At 71.4% G+C, this 17,894-nt stretch carries 14 protein-coding genes and 1 pseudogene; 6 read left to right on the forward strand and 9 right to left on the reverse strand.

Annotated elements, in window-relative coordinates:
- Positions 1 to 131 precede the first annotated feature (131 nt).
- Positions 132 to 761, reverse strand: a complete 630-nt coding sequence (locus AB0D04_RS11120) for a TetR/AcrR family transcriptional regulator (RefSeq protein WP_362701821.1) — start codon at positions 759 to 761, stop codon at positions 132 to 134.
- Between the two features lie 338 nt (positions 762 to 1,099).
- Here AB0D04_RS11120 and AB0D04_RS11125 point away from each other — a divergent pair, with 338 nt between their 5' ends.
- A complete protein-coding gene (locus tag AB0D04_RS11125) occupies positions 1,100 to 1,849 on the forward strand; it encodes a dienelactone hydrolase family protein (RefSeq protein WP_362701823.1) in 750 nt (249 codons plus the stop codon).
- A gap of 233 nt (positions 1,850 to 2,082) precedes the next feature.
- A complete protein-coding gene (locus tag AB0D04_RS11130; RefSeq protein WP_362701824.1) occupies positions 2,083 to 2,688 on the forward strand; it encodes a GPP34 family phosphoprotein in 606 nt (201 codons plus the stop codon).
- A gap of 158 nt (positions 2,689 to 2,846) precedes the next feature.
- Here the strand turns inward: AB0D04_RS11130 and AB0D04_RS11135 are convergent, their stop codons facing one another.
- Both AB0D04_RS11135 and AB0D04_RS11140 read right to left on the reverse strand, forming a co-directional pair.
- A complete protein-coding gene (locus AB0D04_RS11135) occupies positions 2,847 to 4,301 on the reverse strand; it encodes a VCBS repeat-containing protein (protein WP_362701826.1) in 1,455 nt (484 codons plus the stop codon).
- A 51-nt stretch (positions 4,302 to 4,352) separates the two neighbouring features.
- The gene (locus tag AB0D04_RS11140) at positions 4,353 to 7,745 is read right to left on the reverse strand and encodes a CHAT domain-containing protein (RefSeq protein WP_362701827.1); all 3,393 of its coding nucleotides are present in this window, start codon (positions 7,743 to 7,745) and stop codon (positions 4,353 to 4,355) included.
- Positions 7,746 to 8,178: 433 nt separating this feature from the next.
- Here AB0D04_RS11140 and AB0D04_RS11145 point away from each other — a divergent pair, with 433 nt between their 5' ends.
- From AB0D04_RS11145 to AB0D04_RS11160, 4 genes and pseudogenes are all read left to right on the forward strand, one after another.
- Positions 8,179 to 8,610, forward strand: coding sequence for a hypothetical protein (locus tag AB0D04_RS11145; protein WP_362701829.1), 432 nt, complete (start codon positions 8,179 to 8,181; stop codon positions 8,608 to 8,610).
- Between the two features lie 133 nt (positions 8,611 to 8,743).
- A pseudogene (locus AB0D04_RS11150) lies at positions 8,744 to 9,381 on the forward strand (transcriptional regulator).
- A gap of 126 nt (positions 9,382 to 9,507) precedes the next feature.
- A complete protein-coding gene (locus AB0D04_RS11155; RefSeq protein ID WP_362701830.1) occupies positions 9,508 to 10,716 on the forward strand; it encodes an RNA ligase in 1,209 nt (402 codons plus the stop codon).
- 2 nt (positions 10,717 to 10,718) lie between these two features.
- Positions 10,719 to 11,630 carry an AAA family ATPase gene (locus AB0D04_RS11160; protein WP_362701832.1) on the forward strand — a complete coding sequence of 304 codons (912 nt, stop codon included), beginning with the start codon at positions 10,719 to 10,721 and terminating at the stop codon, positions 11,628 to 11,630.
- Here the strand turns inward: AB0D04_RS11160 and AB0D04_RS11165 are convergent.
- From AB0D04_RS11165 to AB0D04_RS11190, 6 genes are all read right to left on the reverse strand, one after another.
- Entirely contained in the window at positions 11,627 to 12,349 is a 723-nt protein-coding gene (locus AB0D04_RS11165) for a GntR family transcriptional regulator (RefSeq protein WP_362701833.1), read from the reverse strand. The genes AB0D04_RS11160 and AB0D04_RS11165 overlap by 4 nt on opposite strands.
- A 230-nt stretch (positions 12,350 to 12,579) precedes the next feature.
- Positions 12,580 to 13,584, reverse strand: coding sequence for a proline racemase family protein (locus AB0D04_RS11170; protein ID WP_362701835.1), 1,005 nt, complete (start codon positions 13,582 to 13,584; stop codon positions 12,580 to 12,582).
- Between the two features lie 16 nt (positions 13,585 to 13,600).
- Positions 13,601 to 14,524: a dihydrodipicolinate synthase family protein gene (locus tag AB0D04_RS11175; protein WP_362701836.1), complete on the reverse strand. Its 924-nt coding sequence runs from the start codon at positions 14,522 to 14,524 to the stop codon at positions 13,601 to 13,603.
- 123 nt (positions 14,525 to 14,647) lie between these two features.
- Positions 14,648 to 16,225 carry an NAD(P)/FAD-dependent oxidoreductase gene (locus AB0D04_RS11180; RefSeq protein ID WP_362701837.1) on the reverse strand — a complete coding sequence of 526 codons (1,578 nt, stop codon included), beginning with the start codon at positions 16,223 to 16,225 and terminating at the stop codon, positions 14,648 to 14,650.
- Positions 16,206 to 16,526, reverse strand: coding sequence for a (2Fe-2S)-binding protein (locus AB0D04_RS11185; protein WP_362701839.1), 321 nt, complete (start codon positions 16,524 to 16,526; stop codon positions 16,206 to 16,208). Before AB0D04_RS11185 ends, AB0D04_RS11180 begins: the two co-directional genes overlap by 20 nt.
- 56 nt (positions 16,527 to 16,582) lie before the next feature.
- Positions 16,583 to 17,755 carry an FAD-binding oxidoreductase gene (locus tag AB0D04_RS11190; protein WP_362701841.1) on the reverse strand — a complete coding sequence of 391 codons (1,173 nt, stop codon included), beginning with the start codon at positions 17,753 to 17,755 and terminating at the stop codon, positions 16,583 to 16,585.
- Between the last annotated feature and the right edge of the window lie 139 nt (positions 17,756 to 17,894).

Raw genomic sequence — 17,894 nt, forward strand, 5'->3', positions numbered from 1 at the left:
CCGTCGTGGCCTCGATGCCGGCCGGCGAACCGGATCGGCCGGGCGGTGAACTCACCACGGCGTTACGCGACCGTGCCACCCGCCTGGACGACCTGTCCTCGCCCGACGCGCACCCTGTACGCAAGAACGCATCACCGCGGTGCGTATCCCTGCAGGAAAGCCCGAACGCCCGACTCGATGATCGCGTTCTCCGCCTCCTTCGAGAGCGGCAACGCCCCGTGGAAGCTCTGCTCGTTGATCTCGGCCACTGTGAGCAGCAGCAAGTGGCGGGCCGCCCGCGCCGGATCGTCCGTCGCGAGCAGCCCGTCGGCGGCCAGCCGCTCGAACCGCTCGGCCACCGCGTCGGACGCCCGCTGCGGTCCGCTCTGCCGCCAGGCCGTGAGGAACTCCTCCGGGACATGGGCGCTTTCGACCCGCATCTGCCGGACGACCGCGAAATGGTCGGCGAATTGGCGCTGCGGGGCGACCCAGGCCCGTACGAACTCGATGAGGTCCTGCTCCAGGTCGGCCGCGGTCACCTTGTGCAGCCGTCGGTCGATCGCGTCGAGACGCGCCTCGACGACCGACTCCGATCCCTCGACCACCACGGCCCGGAAGAGCTGGACCTTGCCACCGGGGAAGTGGTTGTAGATCGTGCGGGTGGAGACCACGGCCTCCTTGGCGATCGAGTCGATCGTTGTGCGCGTATAGCCGTCACGCCCGAAGGCCTTGCGCGCGCCCTGCAGGATGGCCGCCCGCTTCTCCGCCATGCCCTGCCTCATCGGTGACTTCCCTCTCTGCGCTGCTGCCCTGGTCAAGGTGCCCGCCCGAAGAAAAAGTACAACGAGCATTGCATCGACTGCCATACACGTTGTACTTTACTTGACGGGACGAACCATGCGAATACCGGGGTTGGGGAACCAGCAGACAGCCGTTATCGCTGAGAATGATCACGATTTGGGTCGACCGGGAGATCCGCTGCGGCTGTAGCCGGTGCGAAGAGGACGCTGATCCGGATGGAGTCACCTCGTCAGCCTCCCGGTGTCGGCCGGGTTGATCTCTGGTTGACCTCAACCCTGAGAGAGGCTGTGTACTGGCATCAGCCCAAGAAAGGAAGAACTTGCCCACCAAGACACTGCAGATTCCCACCACGGACGGCCAGGCCGACGCATTCGCCGCCTTCCCCGACCGTGGCGAGCGGCACCCGGGCGTGCTGCTGTACCCGGACGCCTTCGGCGTGCGGCCCGTGCTGCGGGAGATGGCCCGCGAACTGGCCGAGCACGGGTACTACGTGCTCGTCCCCAACCTCTACTACCGGCACGGCCCGGCCCCGGTGATCGAACTTCCCGAGCACATCGGAGAAGAGGCCCGGCCCGCGGTCATCGGTCGGCTGATGCCCTTGATCGAGGCGCACACCACCGAACGGGTCCTGCGTGACGCCGACGCCTACCTCAGGTTTCTCACCGCCCAGCCCGAGGTCAGCGCCGGACCGGTCGCCGCGATCGGCTACTGCATGGGTGCCCCCTTGGCGGTGCGCACCGCAGCGGCCCACCCCGACCAGGTGGCCGCCGTCGCCGGATTCCACCCCGGCTTCCTGGTCACCGACGCGCCCGACAGCCCGCACCGCCTCGTCCCCAAGCTCACCGCCCAGGTCCACCTCGGCCTCGCCGAAGGCGACCTGTCGCCCGAGGCCATCAGCGAGCTCAACCAGGCCCTGGATGCCGCAGGTGTCGGCTACACCACCGAGATCTACCCCGGCACCATCCACGGCTTCACCATGGCCGACACCGACGCCTTCAACCCCTCCGCACTGCAGCGCCACTGGGACCGCCTGCTCCCCCTCCTCGACCGCACCCTGGCCGACAGCTGAGGCCGACCGGGGTACCTGCATCAGCACCGAGAACGGATCCAGCGCATCGTCGATCGCGGACGTCTCCAGGTGCCGCACCACCGACGTCAGCAGCGCGGTCCGCGGTGTCGCCCGGGGTAGCGGGTGGGATGCAGCTGTCGTCCTCACTCCCTAGACTCGTATACGGGAATGCCCGCCGACCATCAGCACCTCAGCGACGCATCGCTACCGAGGCTCCTGACGTGGAGGCATTCATGACCACACCACGGGATATGTTGATCATGTCCTTGGACAGGACGTCCGGCCACCCTCCGGAGCGGGGCGACCTGTCGCTTGCGCTCGCGGGAGCCGAGCTGATCGACCTCCTGGGTGCGCAGGCGATCAGCCTGGACGGCGATCGCATCGTGCCGGGCTACCGGCCGGCAATCGCCGATCACCTCTTGGACGAGGCCGCATCAGCGCTTGTCCGACAGGCCCCGTACGAGTCGGTGGACGACTGGCTGTGGCGCAGAGGCCGGGACCTGTCCACGGCCTACTTCGCCGCCCTCGAGGCGGACGGGCAGCTCACCCGGCAACGCGAAGGACGGCTGCCCTTCAGCCCCCGTCGGCTGGTGCTGGCCGATTCGCCCGCTCGCCGTCTGGCGGTGGACCGCTGGACATCGGATGAGCCCGTACTCGCCGCCTTTGCGGAGGCCCTCGGGATCCGCGACGAGCGGACGGGGGACGATCCGAGCGTGGTCGACGACGAGGTGGCGACCGTGCTCGCGGTCGTCAATGACGCGTTGAGACACCTGGAGTTCGAACGGCAGCGGCGAGCCATCCACGATGCGGCCTTCGACAACATCTGGCGAGGCGAATGACGACCGCACCCACGCCGGCGAGGGCGGTCCAGCCCTCCCGCGCGGCACCGAGGAGGAGGCACGCGCGCTTGCCGGGCCCGTGACGTCGCGTCACCGGACGAGGGACCCGACCGCGCGTCACGGAGCCCGGGCAACACGGCCGACCCGCGCACCGGTGCTCACTTCTCCAGCAGGCCCAACTCCCGCAGCCCGTAGTGGCGGATGCCGTCGGTGCGCAACCCGGCCGCGCCGCCGTGGAACACCCAGAAGCCGCCGCGCCGGTAGGCCGGGCCGGTGAACGTGGCGCCGGTCAGCAGGTCGGCGCAGCCGTCCCGCTCGGCGTCGAGGAGCTGCAGGGTTCCGCCGAACTCGGTCCTGGCGGCCGCACCCGGGAGGTTCTTGTCGTGGTGCGAGATGCGTTGCACGGAGCGCATCCGGGCGCCGTCCTTCGTCACCGTGATCTCCGATACCAGGATCTTCTGCGTGGTGCGGTACTCGCCGGTCCCGAGGGTGGACACGGCCTCGGCCCGTCCGTCGCCGGTGAGGTCGCCGGTGACCATGGACGCGCCGACGTGGTCGAGGTGCAGGCTCCGGATTCCGGGGCGGAATCCGTCCGGGCCGCCGCGCAGCATGGGCCGGCAGCCGCCCTTCGGGCCCGGGCCGGGGAGCAGGGTGTCCGGGTAGCCGTCCGCGTCGTAGTCCGTGCCGGTCGCGACGTTGGCGCTGGACGTCCCGGGGGGTGAATCGGCCTCCACCATGCCGCCCTCGGCGGTGCCGCGGAACCAGCGCAGAGGGTGGTAGGTGCCGCCCTCGTTGTCGTCCTCCGGGTCGTCCGTCTCGGTGGCGAGCAGCAGATCGGTACGGCCGTCGGCGTCGATGTCGGCAGGCTGCAGCGAGGAGTAGTAGCTGAGGTCGGGCGCGGCGCCCCGCACGGTGACGGTACGGGTCGAGGCGGGGCGGCCGTGGGAGCCGAACGGCCCGTAGAGGATCTGGCCGATCGAGCCCGGTGCCTTGCCGGCGACGGGGGCGAGTACATCGGCCCGGTCGTCGCCATTGAAGTCGCCGATCGCGGTGGGTGCGGACTCGGTGTGTGCGGAGCCCGCCGGATAGGGGACGGTGGTCGGCTCGGCGCTCAGCCCGTTCGGGCCGCCCCGGAAGAGCACCATCGATGCGGTGTACTTGTCGACGTACTCGTTCTTCGGTACCCGCTGCTCGGCGAGCACGTCCGTATAGCCGTCGGCGTCCAGGTCGGCCGTGTACGTGGCGGCGAATCCCTCCTTCCACTTGCCGCCGGAGCCCGGCGGGACCACGCCGTCGGCCAGCGGGCGGCCGGTGGGGCGTAGTCCGCCCTTGCCGCCCATGAAGACCACGAGCGGGCCGATGCCGCCCGGGCTCAGTACGACGGGTGCGGTCCCGTCTGCGGTGTCCGGGTCGCCGAGAACCAGATCCACCGCATCGGGGTAGCTGTCGTTGTTGAAGTCCGCCGGGCGGTCCCAACCCTTCGCGTGCGGGGAGGCGTCTGCGGCGCCGGAGGGGCATCCGGCGCCGACATGCCGGGTATCGCCTTCGGTTCCGCAGGCGGAGACAGCAAGCGCGAGCGCGGCCGACACGGCTGCCGCTCTGATGGATCTCATGCGGGCCGATTATGCGTCATGTCCCGGTCATACGGAGGCCGCCCTCCGGATTCATGCGGTCCTCGCCCCTGGGCCCGGGTGCCCCTGATGGATGAAGGCGGCCCAGATCGGCAGGCGGTCGAGCCCCGGCCGCCGCATCTCGCGCAGCAACTCGCCGGTCAGTGAGCCCGGATTCTCGCGGTGCGGGTCGAGCATCCACATCTGCGCGGCCCTGAGCGCATCGACGGGACTGCGCCCCTCGGCCGCCACGTAGTGATGGAACACCGCCATCAGCAGCGCCGACGCGCTGTCCAGGGTGGTCCACCGCGATCCGACCACGTCGCGCGCACCGCCCGCGATGAACGCCGTCGTCAGGGTCAGCGCCTCGTCGTGGTCACGGGTGCTCAAATCGGTCTGGCAGGCACTCAGGACCACCAACGGACCGTCCGCAGCAGGTGGTTCACCGACCGGCCGGTCAAGCAGCCGGGTCACGGTCAGCATTCCCAGGTCCGGCTTGGCCCCCGGACCTCCCTCCTCGGCGGGCAGTTCGTCGGTGCGGCCGGGAAACGCAAGATGCAGGGCCGACAGTGTCGGGCGTACCCCGGCCGATCCGTGCGAGGCCACATGCAGCAGCGACGGCGCGTTGGCGAGGAGGGTGAGGAGTTCGTCGGGCGTCCCGGCGGCCTCCGGCTCCGTGGACGGCTCGAAGAACTCCCCGCACATCCGCGCCCGCGGATAGAAGGACTCACGCAGGGCCATGACCTCGCCCTCGGCATGCGTCAGATCCATCCGCGGATCCGCCACCAGGACCGGGGCGGCGGCCGGGTCACGCCGTGCGCGCTTGACCGTGCGCAGGAACTGGCTGCCGGACGCCGCGTAACTGATGACCATGGCCTGACAGGCGTACTCGTGGGGGTCCTCTTCCGGGAGGCGCGCGGCATGCCAGGGGACGATGCCGAGGCGGCCGCAGGGCACCAGGACGATCCTGGGCGGGCCAGGGCGGTCCTCGCGTCGGTTCTCGCGTCGGTTCTCGTCGGCTGCGAGGCGCTCCGTGACGCCCGTGAGCACGGTGGAGAGCGCGGCCGGGAACGCCCAGTCGCACAGCGCCGAAAGGGCTTCCTCCCAGGCCCGTTCGGCGGCGTCGTCGTGCATGGTGTCGGCGCGTGCGGCGGCCGCGTCGAGGTAGCGTTCCAGAGGCCCGCTCTCGGTCTCGGCCAGGAGCGGCAGCGGGCCGACGCCGATCCCGATGTTCGGGCCCACGACGACCGCCATGCCGGGGTACTCGCCCTCGCCGGGGACCAGATAGACGAGCGCGTCCGCTTCGCCTTCGGCGACCCCGTCCGCGAGCTCACTCATCGTGGGCGTGGTGAACAGTCCGTCCCGTTGCCGGTAACCGAGGGCTTCCAGGGCCTGGCGGCGCAGGGTGCTCGGCAGTTCGCCGGGGAGCCCGTCGGATGCTCCGGCGTCGGATACGCCGGAGGCCCGCCACGCTTCGGCGAGCTCGTGGTGCCCGCGCGCCTCCAGGAGTTCGGGTACGGCCTGCGAGGTGGATGCCGCCTGCAGCACCAAGGCCCGGCCCAGCTCCAGGGCGGCGACGGCCTCCGCCGCCCGGCCGTGCGAGCCGGCCCAGAGGGCGGCCTTTATGCCGCGGGCGGCGCCGGAGCGGGCGGCCAACAGGCCATGTTCGGAGCCCAGTTGCAGGGAGACGTCGGCGGCGAGCGCGACCAGGGCCTCGATCGCGGTGGCCGTGGCGGCGGCCTGGTCCGCGGCGTCCTCGGTGTGATGCCAGCGGGCCCGGTACCCCTCCGCCAGCTTCCACAGGGCCTCGGCGGCGAACTGCGGCGCCCGCCCCTGACGAACGTCGTCGCAGATGAGCTCCAACTCGGCGATGGCGGGGGCGAGGTCCGCCGGGTCGCGGGTGAGGCCGTACCGCATGACCAAGGGCAGTGCGGAGGCCCAGCGGTCGTTCGTCGGGGTGCCCGGGGGCGGGGGGACGTGGCCCGGGATCAGGGTCGGGTCGTCGGCGAGGAAGGCGCGGACGGCGTCGAGCTGGGTCGAGAGCGATGCGAGCTGCTTCTTGGCGGGCGCGGGACCGTGCTCCGCGGCCGCCAGGGCCGCTTCCAGGTGCGCCAGGCCCCGCCGCAGCATGTCCTTGTCGAGGGAGAGCTTGCCGAGCGCGGTGCGGGCCTGGCCGAGGGCCAGCAGGACATGGAAGCGGAACGCGTGGCCTTGCGGGGTGGCCTCTTCGAGAGATCCGAGTTCGTCCACGAGGGCGCCGAGCGCGTCCGCGTCCTCCACCTCGTGGGCCTCACGCACCTGGCTCATCAGGGTGAAGATGCGGGCCATGACGGGGAATCCGTCGGCTCCGGGAATCGAGGAGCCCGAGAGCCGGTCGAAATGGTCGGCGATCGTCTTCGTGAGGGCGCGGGCCGCCGACTGGTCCTGGAGACTGCCGCCGACGCCCTGGCTCACATGCAACAGGAGGCCGATCAGGCTCTCGACAGCCGAGGTTGTCTCCTGGCCGGGCGGCAGCAGCTCGTGCGCGGCGCGCAGTTGCCCGAGGAGCCGGTTGAGCGCGTCCGGATCGCCGCTCTGGATGGCCTCCGTGAAGCCGAAGGTTGTGGGGAGGACGGCGTTCATGGCAAGTGTGAGGGCATCGACGTCGTCGGAAGCTGGAGCTGGAGCTGGAGCCGGCGTCGGGGGCGGAGCCGGCGTCGGGGTCGGCGTCGGGGTCGGCGCCTTGCCCTGGCGCGGGCCGGTCGGCCCCGCGCCCGTGGCGGTGCCGGACAGCCCCGACATCAGGCCCATCATCTGCCGCATCTGGTCCGCGTACGGAAAACCTGCGGGCATCATGCCCATCAACTTCTCCACGTCGGGGAAGTCGATCCCCGAGGGAGCCGAGAGCAGTCTGCTCATCTGCTGCAGCTGCCCGAGGAGCTCCGGTGACAGCGGCAGTTCCGTCACCTCGGCCATGAACGTCTGGATCTCGGCCGCGGTGGCAGTCGTCCCCTCGGGCCCCAGCCGCGCGGTCCAGTCGAAGAGGGCGGAGAAGTCGGGTGCCGGCCCGGCCTGCTCCCGCATCTGCCGCAGGGGCATCACATGCGCCAACAGGAACAGCGCCGCCCAGCGCCGGTCCTCCACGGTCGCCGTCGCCCCGGTAGCTGTCCCCGGGTCCCGCGCGTCCCGCAGCAGCCCCTGAGCCCGTTCCTGGTCCTCCGGCGCACCGCCCCCGGCGAGATACCGCATGGTGAGCACACCCCCGAGCCGCACGGTCACCGAACTCCACAGCGCCGGGTCATGGTGCAGCAGATCCGCCAGTGAAGTGAGTTCGGCCACCGACTTGTCGTACGCGTACGGGAGTGACACCCCTGCCCCCACGACCGGAAACAACCGCTCGGCCCGCTCTGTCGCGTCCGCCACCCACGCGCGCAGCCCCTGAACGCCACCGCTCTCCTCGTCGCTCATACGCCCCTCGCCCCGTTGTCCATCCCTGAGATCTCAACAGCCGCAGACACACGCCATGATGACGAGCGCTCAGCTCTTCTGTGACCCGATTCCTGTCGCTTACCGCTCCACGCCCGGAATCCGCCCCGGACGCGCCCAGATCGGGCCCGTATCTCCCGATGCCGATGCCGATGCCGATGCCGCAGCCGGTCGAGGCCGGTCGGCCCCGGAGGCCGGAGCGACCGCAGCGGTTTACCATGTCCTGGTCAAATGATCACGGGGGAACGGGGGAGAGCAGTTGGCTTTCTTCACCCTCGCAGCCGAGGCATCGCCGCATCCGGTCGGCACTCTCGACTCAAAGCCACAACTGCAAAGGGACGTCATGCGTTTCCATCGAATACTTGCCACTGTCGGCACCGTTGTCGCCCTGGCATCGGTTTCCGCCTGCGGGAGCTTGCCCTCCGCGGATTCGCCCGAGGAAGCCGGCGGCTTCCTCAAGGCCACGCTCAGCTGCGAGAGCATCGACCTCGCCTCGCCCCGCGAGGTGCAGCAGCTCGCGGCAGCGGGGGGCCCGAAGGGCATCACTGGCGGCGGCGAGTGCGAGAACCCGGCCGGCGGCAGCAGTGACGCCGACTTCTACACGGTCGAGGACATGGAGGCGTTCCAGACCGCCGTCAAGGCGGACGAGGACGCACAGGACGACCTCATGATCGGCGACGACTTCGCCGTCGATCCGGGCGATGACGACCAGCGGCGAAAGCTCCTCCAGGCCGGGCTGCGGTTCCTCAACTGCACCCCGGGATTCCAGGCACCGGTGGGCAGGACCGCGGACGACGGCGAGGTCGACGGCTGCTTCACCACCGACTACTCGGAGGACCTCGACTGATACCCGTCGACGGATCCGCGCGGCTGCCGGCTGCGCGGATCCATGGCACCCGAGCCCGTACGCAGCCGCGGCGCTCAGCCAGGCATCGGCGGTACCTGGATGAGCGGCCGCGGCATCCGCGCACACCGGGGGAGTGGACAGACGAGAACTGGCCGAGTTCCTGCGCAGCAGACGGGAGCGGATCACTCCCCCGCCGTAGGACTGCCCGCCGGGCCGCGGCGGCGTACCCCTGGGCTCCTCGACCTGCTGCACCGGCTGCCACAGGCCGCCGCGATCGTGCTGTCCGCGACCTACGAGGTCATCGCCTGGAACGAGCTGGCGGCCGCCCTGATGGAGGACTTCTCCGCCCTGTCACGACGCGATCGCCACCTCGTGCGCCGCGTCTTCCTCGGGCCGGGCACGCAGGGACGTCGGCTGTACGGCGCGTCGGACGCGGACGCGTTCGCCCGTACCGCGGCCCAGCATCTGCGCGCCGTCGCCGCCCGCTACCCCGGCGATCCCGAGGTGACCCGTCTGGTGAACGAACTTCTCACCGGCAGCGAGGAGTTCGCCCGGCTGTGGGCCTCTCACGACGTGTGTGCCGAGCCCACCCTGTGCAAGACCCTCCAGCACCCGCTGGTCGGTCCCGTCACCGTCAACTGCGGCGTCCTCGACATCACCGACCGGGACCAGCAGGTCGTGAACTACACCGCCGACCCCGGCTCCCCGTCCGAGGAGGCGCTGCGGCTGCTGTCGGTCATGGGCACACCGCGCATCGACGTGCCGGGCTGAGCCGGACCCGTCCGGGAACGGCGACCGTTGCCATGATCCTGATCACGAAAGCGCCGGTCACAGCTAATTCGGTGTTCGCCCGCCCTCCTGCACGTGACAATCAAGGCCTACTACCAGGAGGAACACATGAGCCAGGCGTACCTGACTCTCCACGAGCTGCTGCCGCCGCACGAGCTGACGGCCGCCCTCGACGCCGGGCACGTCACCCGCAAGCGGCACCCCGAACTCCCGCTCTCCCTCTACACGTACACGAGGACGTGTCAGTACGAGCGCGTGTGGAACCGGGTGACCATGCGCTGCCGTGGCCTGGTCGCCGACGACGCCACCGGCGAGATCGTCGGGCTTCCGCTGCCCAAGTTCTTCAACGTCGGTGAGCACGAAGCCGGGCAGCCGTACGCGCCCACCCTCCCGGACGAGCCGTTCGAGGTGTACGACAAGGTCGACGGCAGCCTCGCGGTGGTCTTCCACTACGCCGACCGGTGGCGGGTCGCGTCCAAGGGATCGTTCATCAGCACCCAGGCGACGTGGGCCCAGCGTCTGCTGGACGGCAAGGACACCTCCGCCCTGGTGCCCGGAATCACCTATCTCGCCGAGATCCTGTACCCGCAGAACCGTATCGTCGTCGACTACGGAGACCGCCGGGACCTGGTGCTCCTTGCCGCCATCGCCAGGGACGGCACGGAGATACCCCTGGCCGACGCCGCGGCCGGCTGGCAGGGCATCGGCTCGGTCGTCACCGTCTGGCCCGCCATGCCGCTCGCCGAACTGCTCGCCCTGGCCGAGTCCAACCAACTGCCCGGCGGCCGGGCCGCCACCGGCACGGACGCGGAGGGCTTTGTGCTGCGCTTCGCCTCGGGCGTACGGGCGAAGGCCAAGCTCGCCGAATACATACGCCTGCACAAGGTGCTCACCGGCGTGACCGAGCGGGACATCTGGCGCGGCCACGGCATCCAGCGCTTCGCCGGGCTGCCCGCCAAGCGTGTGGCCCAGGCACTGGGCTGCTCGGCGGCGGACATGGCGGCGTCCGGTGGTAAGCCCCTCGACACGCTGCTGGAGCAGGTGCCCGACGAGTTCGACACCTGGGTGCGCGACGTGATCGCGCGGATCGAGAAGGACGTGGCCGACCGCGAGCGCGCGATCGACGAGGCCTATGCGTCCCTCGCGCCTCTCGCCGGTGACCGGGGCGCCTTCGCCCGCGCCGCGAATGCGCTGCCCGACGCCGCCGTCCGCCCCGCCATGTTCCAGCGCCTGGACGGGCGTCCCACCGAACTCATGACGTACCGTTCCGTCCGGCCGGAAGCGGCCGACCCCTTCACGACCGACGAGGAGAACTGACCGTGCCCGTAGTACACGTCATGACGGGGCTGCCGGCCTCGGGAAAGACGACCGCCGCGCGCAAGCTGCAGGCGGAGTCCGAGGGCCGGATGCGCCGGGTGAACCTCGACGACCTGCGGACCATGCTCGACATCCCGGCGCCCGAGCGCCGGTCGTACGCGCATGAGCAGACCGTGCTGGCGATCCAGGACGCGGCCGTGCGGGCGGCCGTGGACGGCGGCTTCGACGTCGTCGTGGACAACACGCATCTGACGCCCCACATCCCCAAGCGACTGAAGGCCGCGGTGGCCGGACAGGCCGCCTTCGTCGTGCACGACTTCACCGATGTACCGGTGGAGGAGTGCATACGGCGCGACGCCGAGCGGGACAGAACGGCCGGTGAGGAGATCATCCGGCTCCTGGCCGACAAGCACGCGAAGGCCAGGCAGGGCGGCTGGCGGCTCACCGCGGAGTGGTTCAACGACGAGCCCGCGGTCGAGGAGTACGTCGCCGACCCGGCCCTTCCGGCCGCGGTGATGTGCGACATCGACGGCACCCTCGCCATCAGGGGCGACCGGGGCCCCTACGACTTCAGCCGCTGCGGCGAGGACCTGCTCAATGTGTCGGTGCGGGATGCTCTGCGCTCGTTCCGGAGCGCCGACGGCGACGTCCTCGTCCTCTTGTCGGGGCGTGGGGAGGAGCACCGCGAGCGGACCGAGGAGTGGTTGCAGCGCCACGAGGTCCCGTACGACGAACTGTGGATGCGCGCCGCCGGTGACGGCCGCCGTGACGACGTCGTGAAGGCCGAACTCTTCGACCGCCATGTCCGTCACCGCTTCGCGGTACGCGTCTCCCTCGACGACCGCGACCGCGTGGTCGCCGTCTGGCGCCGTATGGGCCTGCCCACCTGGCAGGTCAATTACGGCAACTTCTAGCGGGGGGTGCGGGAGAGGGGGACACGGCGGCCGCGCCGGACGGGCGTGTCCGTCTCGGCGCCCTCGGCCCACAGTGAGCGCACATGGCCGAGGTGGCGCGCCATGCACTTCTCGGCCGCCTTGGCGTCGCCCGCCACCATCAGGTCGAGGAGCTCGATGTGCTCCTCGGCCGAGGGGATCAGCTGGTCGCGCTCGTCCAGGCCGGTCAGGCCGTACAGGCGCGAACGCTTGCGCAGGTCGCCGACGGTCTCCACCAGCCGGTCGTTGCCGCCGAGGGCGAGGAGGGACAGGTGGAACTGCCGGTCCGCCTCCAGGTAACCGATGAGGTCGTGGTCGCGGGCGGCGCGCACGATCTCCTCGGCGACCGGGCGCAGCGCCTCCAGGTCCGTGCGCGAGGCGGTCCGGGTGATCCGGCCGACCATGGGGACCTCGATGAGGGTGCGGATTTCCGTGTACTGGTCGAGGTCGCGCTCGTTGACCTCGGTGACCCTGAAGCCCTTGTTGCGGACGGGCTCGACCAGGCCTTCGCGGGCCAGGTCGAGCATCGCCTCGCGCACCGGTGTCGCGGAGATGCCGAAGTCCTCCGCGAGGCCGGGCGCCGAGTAGACCTCGCCGGGCCTGAGTTCACCCGAGATGAGCTCGGCGCGCAGATGGTGGGCAACCTGGTCGCGCAGGCGCTCCCTGGTGGTGTTGAGGTTGCGGCGCTTGGGGTGGCCCATGGTTGTGGTGTTCCCTTCGTGCCCGTCCCTCGTGGCCGAGCGGATCACCAGCGTACAATGTCACGTTGTTTTCACAGGTGGCTATGGGTGTGCCGCACTGGATGCCGTGCAAAGTGAACGCCGCTGTGGGGACGGCTTGTTGGACAGGCCCGTTGGAGGGGTGGTCCGCTGGATCGGTCCGTTGGATCGGTCCGTTGGACCGGTCTGCTGGACCGGCCGCCGTTGGCCCGTCACAGGAGAAAACCCGCAGGGAACGGGTCGTCGGGGTCGAGCATGTACTGGGCGGTGCCCGTGATCCAGGCGCGCCCGGTGATCCGCGGTACGACGGCCGGTACCCCGCCGACCTCTGTCTCGGCGACGAGGCGGCCGGTGAACTCCGTACCGATGAAGGACTCGTTGACGAAATCGCGGTGCAGCGGCAGGGCGCCCCGGGCATGCAGCTGCGCCATGCGTGCGGACGTGCCGGTGCCGCACGGCGAACGGTCGAACCAGCCCGGGTGGATGGCCATGGCGTGCCGTGAGCGGTGCGCGTCGGAGCCGGGGGCGGCGAGGTAGACGTGTTTGACGCCGCGGATCTCCGGCCGGTCCGGGTGGACGGGCCGGTCCGCCGACGCGTTGACCGCGTCCATGACGGCGAGCCCGGCGGCGAGCAGGTCGTCCTTGCGGGACCGGTCGAACGGCAGCCCCAGGGCATCGAGTTCGACGATGGCGTAGAAGTTTCCGCCGAAGGCGAGGTCGTACGTCACCGTGCCGTGCCCCGGCACCTCCACCTTGCGGTCGAGGCCGACACAGAAGGCGGGCACGTTGGTGAGCATGGCCGCCTTCGCCCTGCCGTCCTCGACCTGCACCTCGACGCTGATCAGGCCCGCGGGCGCGTCGAGGCGGACGGTGGTGACGGGCTCGGTGACCGGGACCATGCCGGTTTCCACCAGGACGGTGGCCACTCCGAGGGTGCCGTGCCCGCACATCGGCAGCACGCCGGAGACCTCGATGTAGAGGACTCCGTAGTCGGCGTCGGGGCGGGTCGGAGGCTGCAGGATGGCGCCGCTCATGGCGGCGTGCCCGCGCGGCTCGTACATGAGCAGGGTGCGCAGATGGTCCAGGTGCGCGATGAAGTGCAGCCGGCGTTCGGCCATGGTGGTGCCGGGGATCACTCCGACGCCGCCGGTGATGACCCGGGTGGGCATGCCCTCGGTGTGCGAGTCCACGGCGTGGAAGACATGACGGGTGCGCATGGGTGTCCTCCGTTGGTCAGCGGTGTCCTGCGGCGACGGCCTTCTCCGTGGCGGCCCGCACCGCGGCCCCGGCCTCGGCCGGGAGGGGGAGGCGCGGCTGCCGGGTGGGGCCGCCGGGGCGCCCGACGATGTCCATGGACAGCTTGATCGCTTGGACGAACTCGGTCCGGGAATCCCACCGCAGCAACGAGTGGAGGGACCTGTACAGCGGCAGGGCGGTGCCCAGGTCCCGGGCGACGGCGGCGCGGTAGAGCTCTGCGCAGGCGGCGGGGAAGGCGTTGGGATAACCGGCGACCCAGCCGACGGCGCCGGCCAGCGCGAGCTCCATCAGTACGTCGTCCGCCCCGGCCAACACATCGAGTTCAGGGGCGAGTTCGGCGATCTCGTAGGCGCGGCGCACATCGCCGCTGAACTCCTTCACCGCCACGATGCTGCCCTCGCCGTGGAGCCGGGCGAGCAGAGCCGGGGTGAGGTCGACCTTGGTGTCGATGGGGTTGTTGTAGGCGACGACCGGCAGTCCGGCCTTGGCGACCTCGGCGTAGTGGGCGCGCACGGCCCGCTCGTCGGCGCGGTAGGCGTTGGGCGGTAGCAACAGGACGCTGCCGGCACCCTCTTCGGCGGCCTGGTCGGCCCAGCGGCGGGACGCGGCGCTGCCGTACGCGGCCACTCCGGCCATGACCCGCGCGCCGTCGCCCGCTGCCGCGACGGCGATACGGACCACGCGGGCGCGTTCGTCGTCGGTCAGCGTCTGGTACTCGCCCAGAGACCCGTTGGGCACGACGCCGTCGCAGCCGTTGGCGAGGAGCCAGCGGACGTGCTCGGCGTAGGCGTCGTCATCGAGGGAGAGGTCGGCGCGCAGCGGCAGCGCGGTGGCGACCATGATGCCGCGCCAGGGGCGGTCGGGGCTCCAGGCGCCGGTGGGAGGGACGGAGTCGGTCATGAAGGCAACCCTTCTATGATGTGTGACATTTTATTGAGGGTGGCGCGGGTACCTGCAAGGGGCCGAACGAGCGGCCACGTAGGGCGGGAGGGGGCATCCGGGCACGGCGAGCCGGGGCGCGTGTCAGCCTCCGCCTTCGCCCGCGGCCGCCGGATGACCGGTACCGGTCGAACCGTGATCCGGACCGGTGGCGGCCACTTCGGGACCGGCCGTACCGCCGAGCGCGGCGAGTGTCCCCAGCGGGACCGGTACGGCCAGCGGGCGGCGCTCCGGGGACGGTGGCGGTTCCGTCGCCGCCGCGGCCAGGCAGGCAACGGCCGTCCCGCACATCCGGCCCTGGCACCAGCCCATACCCGCCCGGCTCATCAGCTTCACGGTCCGGGCGTCCCGGGCGCCGTACCCCGCGATCGTCTCGCGGATGCGGCCCGCGGTGACCTCCTCACAGCGGCACACCTCCGTCGCGTCGTCGAGCCACTGGGGCCACTCCGGACCCGGTGCGTGTGCGGCGGCCATGGCGTCCGCGAAGGCCCGCATCCGGTCGCGCCGGCGCCGCAGTTCCCGCACCCGGCCGCCTCCGGTGAGCGCCGGCCGCGCCAGCAGCCGGGCGGCCACCGCGATGGCTGACAACTCCCCCTCGATTCGGGCAAGTTGAACGCCTCCAATGCCGCCGGTCTCGCCCGCCGCCCAGATTCCCGGCACCGAGGTCTCCTGAAGGGCGTCACGTTCGAGGGCGTACGTCCCGTCCCGGGTGCGCCGGGCCGCGCAGCCGAGCGTGGTGGCCAGCTCGATCTGCGGGACCAGGCCGTGGCCGATCGCCAGCGCATCGCAGGCGATCCGGCGGCCCGACCCCCGCACGGGCCGCCAGTTGCCGTCGAGCCGCGAGACGGTGACGGCCTCCACCCGGTCGGTGCCCTGCACCCGGGTCACCGCGCTGCGCGTGCGCAGCCGCACCCCGTGCCGCAACAGTGCCGCACCATGGACCGCGGCCTCCGCCAGCTTGTGGGGATGGGCGGCGAGGGTGCGCGGGTGACGGGCGTACCTCAGGTAGCCGGACGCCTCGATCACCGCCGGGACGCGGGTGCCCGCGGCGGCGAGCGAGGCGGCGACGGCGAGCAGCAGCGGGCCGCTGCCCGCCACCACCACCCGCCTGCCGGGCAGCGCCAGCCCGGACTTCAGCATCGCCTGTGCGCCCCCGGCGCCTACGACACCCGGCAGCGTCCAGCCGGGGAAGGGCAGCTGACGCTCGTACGCACCGGTCGCCAGCAGCACCGCGCGGGCCCGCACCCGGGCCGGCCGCTTCCCGTCGCCGTCCGCGCCGGTGACCGCGTGCACCGCCCACAGGTCCGCCTTGCCCGTTGCGTCCTTGGTGTCCGCTGCGTCGTCGGCGTCGGCCGCGTCCTTGGCGGACGCCCGCTCGACCGTCCACACGTGGTGCCCGGCCAGATGCGTGACGGAGCTCTCCGCCAGGCGGCGACGCAGTTCGGCGAACGCGGACCAGTCATGGTGCAGCGCCTCCGGCCGCACGGCCCCGAGGGCCGGGTCCGGGTGGCGGTAGAACTGGCCGCCCGGCTGTGCGGCACTGTCCAACAGGGCGACGGACAGGCCGAGTTCGGACGCCGTGACGGCACCAGCGAGTCCCGCGGCGCCCGCGCCGATCACCGCAAGGTCGTACTCCGGGTCATCAGACGCCGAGTTCGGCATGACCGTGCCCCTCCTGGGTGGTGACCCTGTCGCCGGGCCGCGCCGGAACCAGACAAGCCCTTCTGTTCGGCCGGGAGTTGATGGTGGCCAGGCAGTCGAAGCACTGTCCGATGCCGCAGAACGCACCGCGCGGACGTCCACCGACGCGGGTGGTGCGCCAGGCCAGGATGCCGGCGGCCCACAACGCCGCGGCGACGGACTGGCCGGGCAGTGCGGTGAGGGGACGCCCGTCGAAGGTGATCTCGAACGCGGCGCCGGGCGCCGCGCCGACGAGGTCGAGGGGGCTGCGGTCACGCGCCATGACACGGCTCCTTTCGGGGGAGGGGTTCAGGAGGGTTCAGCGGGAGTCGGCAGGAGTCAGCAGGAGAGGCCAGGGCCGCCGCCCGTCCCGGAGCCGAACCGGTCCGGCCTGAACGGCCGGATATCCAGGGGTAGTTGATGACCCACGACGCTATCGGCGACGATCCTCCCCGTCGCCGGGGCGAGGCCGATCCCGGCGCCCTCGTGGCCGCACGCGTGGAACAGCCCCGGCCTGCGCGGGTCGGGGCCGATCGCGGGCAGATGGTCGGGGAGATACGGGCGGAAGCCTGCGTAGCTCCGCATGGCCCGCACCGTGGCGAGGACCGGGAAGAGCCGCACCGCCTGTTCGGCGAGGCGGCGCAGCGCCTCCATCGACAGGGAACGGTCGAAGCCGACCCGTTCCCGGCTCGCACCGATCAGAACCGGGCCTGCCGGGGTGCCCTCGATGACGGCAGAGGTCTGCAGGGCCGCCGAGCCGCTGGCGACATCGGCGACGTAGTCGGCCGCGTACACCTTGCGCCGCACCACGCGCGGCAGCGGCTCGGTGACCAGGACGAAGCCGCGCCGGGGCCGCACTGGTAGCGCCACGCCCGCGATCCGCGCGACCTCGCCGCCCCAGGTCCCCGCCGCATTCACCACATGACGGGCGTGCACCTCGCCCGCCGGTGTCCGTACGCCGCGCACCCGCCCGTCCGCGCCGGTGAGGAGCCCGGTGACCTCCTCGCCGAGCCGCAGCCGCACCCGGTCACCGCCCGCGCGCAGCAGGTGGGCGGCGGCCAGCGCGGGCTGCACCTGCGCATCCTGCGGATAGTGCACGCCGCTCGCGAGGCCGGGTGCCAGGTGTGGCTCCAGGTCCGTGAGCCGGTCGCCCGGCACCTCCTCGGCCCGGACCCCGGCCCGCGCCTGCCGCCCCGCAAAGTCCCGCAGCGCCGCCGCGCCCCCCTCTCCGGAGGCGACGACGAGGCCGCCCTTTGCCTCGTACTCGATCCCCGGCGGCAGCACCTCCGCCAGCTCCCGCCACAACTCCGTGGAGAAGAGAGCAAGGTCGAGCTCGGGCCCCGGCTCCTTGTCCGAGACGAGCAGATTGCCTTCGCCGGCCCCTGTGGTCCCACCGGCGACGGGGCCACGGTCGATCACGGTGACGGAGAGCCCGGAGCGGGCCGCGTAGTAGGCGCAGGCAGCGCCGACGACGCCCGCTCCGACAACGATGAGATCCGGAGAGTTTCCCATGGGCACCCGAGTAATATTTCACATTGCACATACGTTGCCAAGAGGACTTGCATTCCTCCTGAGGTGACATCAACTTCACCTCAAGCGGCCGGAATTGATGCTTGCACGTGTCTCCGCAAGCCAACCTCGCAAACCGACT

Origin of the sequence: Streptomyces sp. NPDC048483, assembly GCF_040651455.1 — a bacterium.
GTDB lineage: Bacteria > Actinomycetota > Actinomycetes > Streptomycetales > Streptomycetaceae > Streptomyces.

What these genes read in the sequence shown, in the direction of transcription:
- AB0D04_RS11120 (WP_362701821.1), bottom strand. Translation starts at nt 761, where the DNA reads ATGAGGCAGGGCATGGCGGAGAAGCGGGCGGCCATCCTGCAGGGCGCG.
- AB0D04_RS11130 (WP_362701824.1), top strand. Translation starts at nt 2,083, where the DNA reads ATGACCACACCACGGGATATGTTGATCATGTCCTTGGACAGGACGTCC.
- AB0D04_RS11135 (WP_362701826.1), bottom strand. Translation starts at nt 4,301, where the DNA reads ATGAGATCCATCAGAGCGGCAGCCGTGTCGGCCGCGCTCGCGCTTGCT.
- AB0D04_RS11140 (WP_362701827.1), bottom strand. Translation starts at nt 7,745, where the DNA reads ATGAGCGACGAGGAGAGCGGTGGCGTTCAGGGGCTGCGCGCGTGGGTG.
- AB0D04_RS11155 (WP_362701830.1), top strand. Translation starts at nt 9,508, where the DNA reads ATGAGCCAGGCGTACCTGACTCTCCACGAGCTGCTGCCGCCGCACGAG.
- AB0D04_RS11165 (WP_362701833.1), bottom strand. Translation starts at nt 12,349, where the DNA reads ATGGGCCACCCCAAGCGCCGCAACCTCAACACCACCAGGGAGCGCCTG.
- AB0D04_RS11170 (WP_362701835.1), bottom strand. Translation starts at nt 13,584, where the DNA reads ATGCGCACCCGTCATGTCTTCCACGCCGTGGACTCGCACACCGAGGGC.
- AB0D04_RS11175 (WP_362701836.1), bottom strand. Translation starts at nt 14,524, where the DNA reads ATGACCGACTCCGTCCCTCCCACCGGCGCCTGGAGCCCCGACCGCCCC.
- AB0D04_RS11180 (WP_362701837.1), bottom strand. Translation starts at nt 16,225, where the DNA reads ATGCCGAACTCGGCGTCTGATGACCCGGAGTACGACCTTGCGGTGATC.
- AB0D04_RS11185 (WP_362701839.1), bottom strand. Translation starts at nt 16,526, where the DNA reads ATGGCGCGTGACCGCAGCCCCCTCGACCTCGTCGGCGCGGCGCCCGGC.
- AB0D04_RS11190 (WP_362701841.1), bottom strand. Translation starts at nt 17,755, where the DNA reads ATGGGAAACTCTCCGGATCTCATCGTTGTCGGAGCGGGCGTCGTCGGC.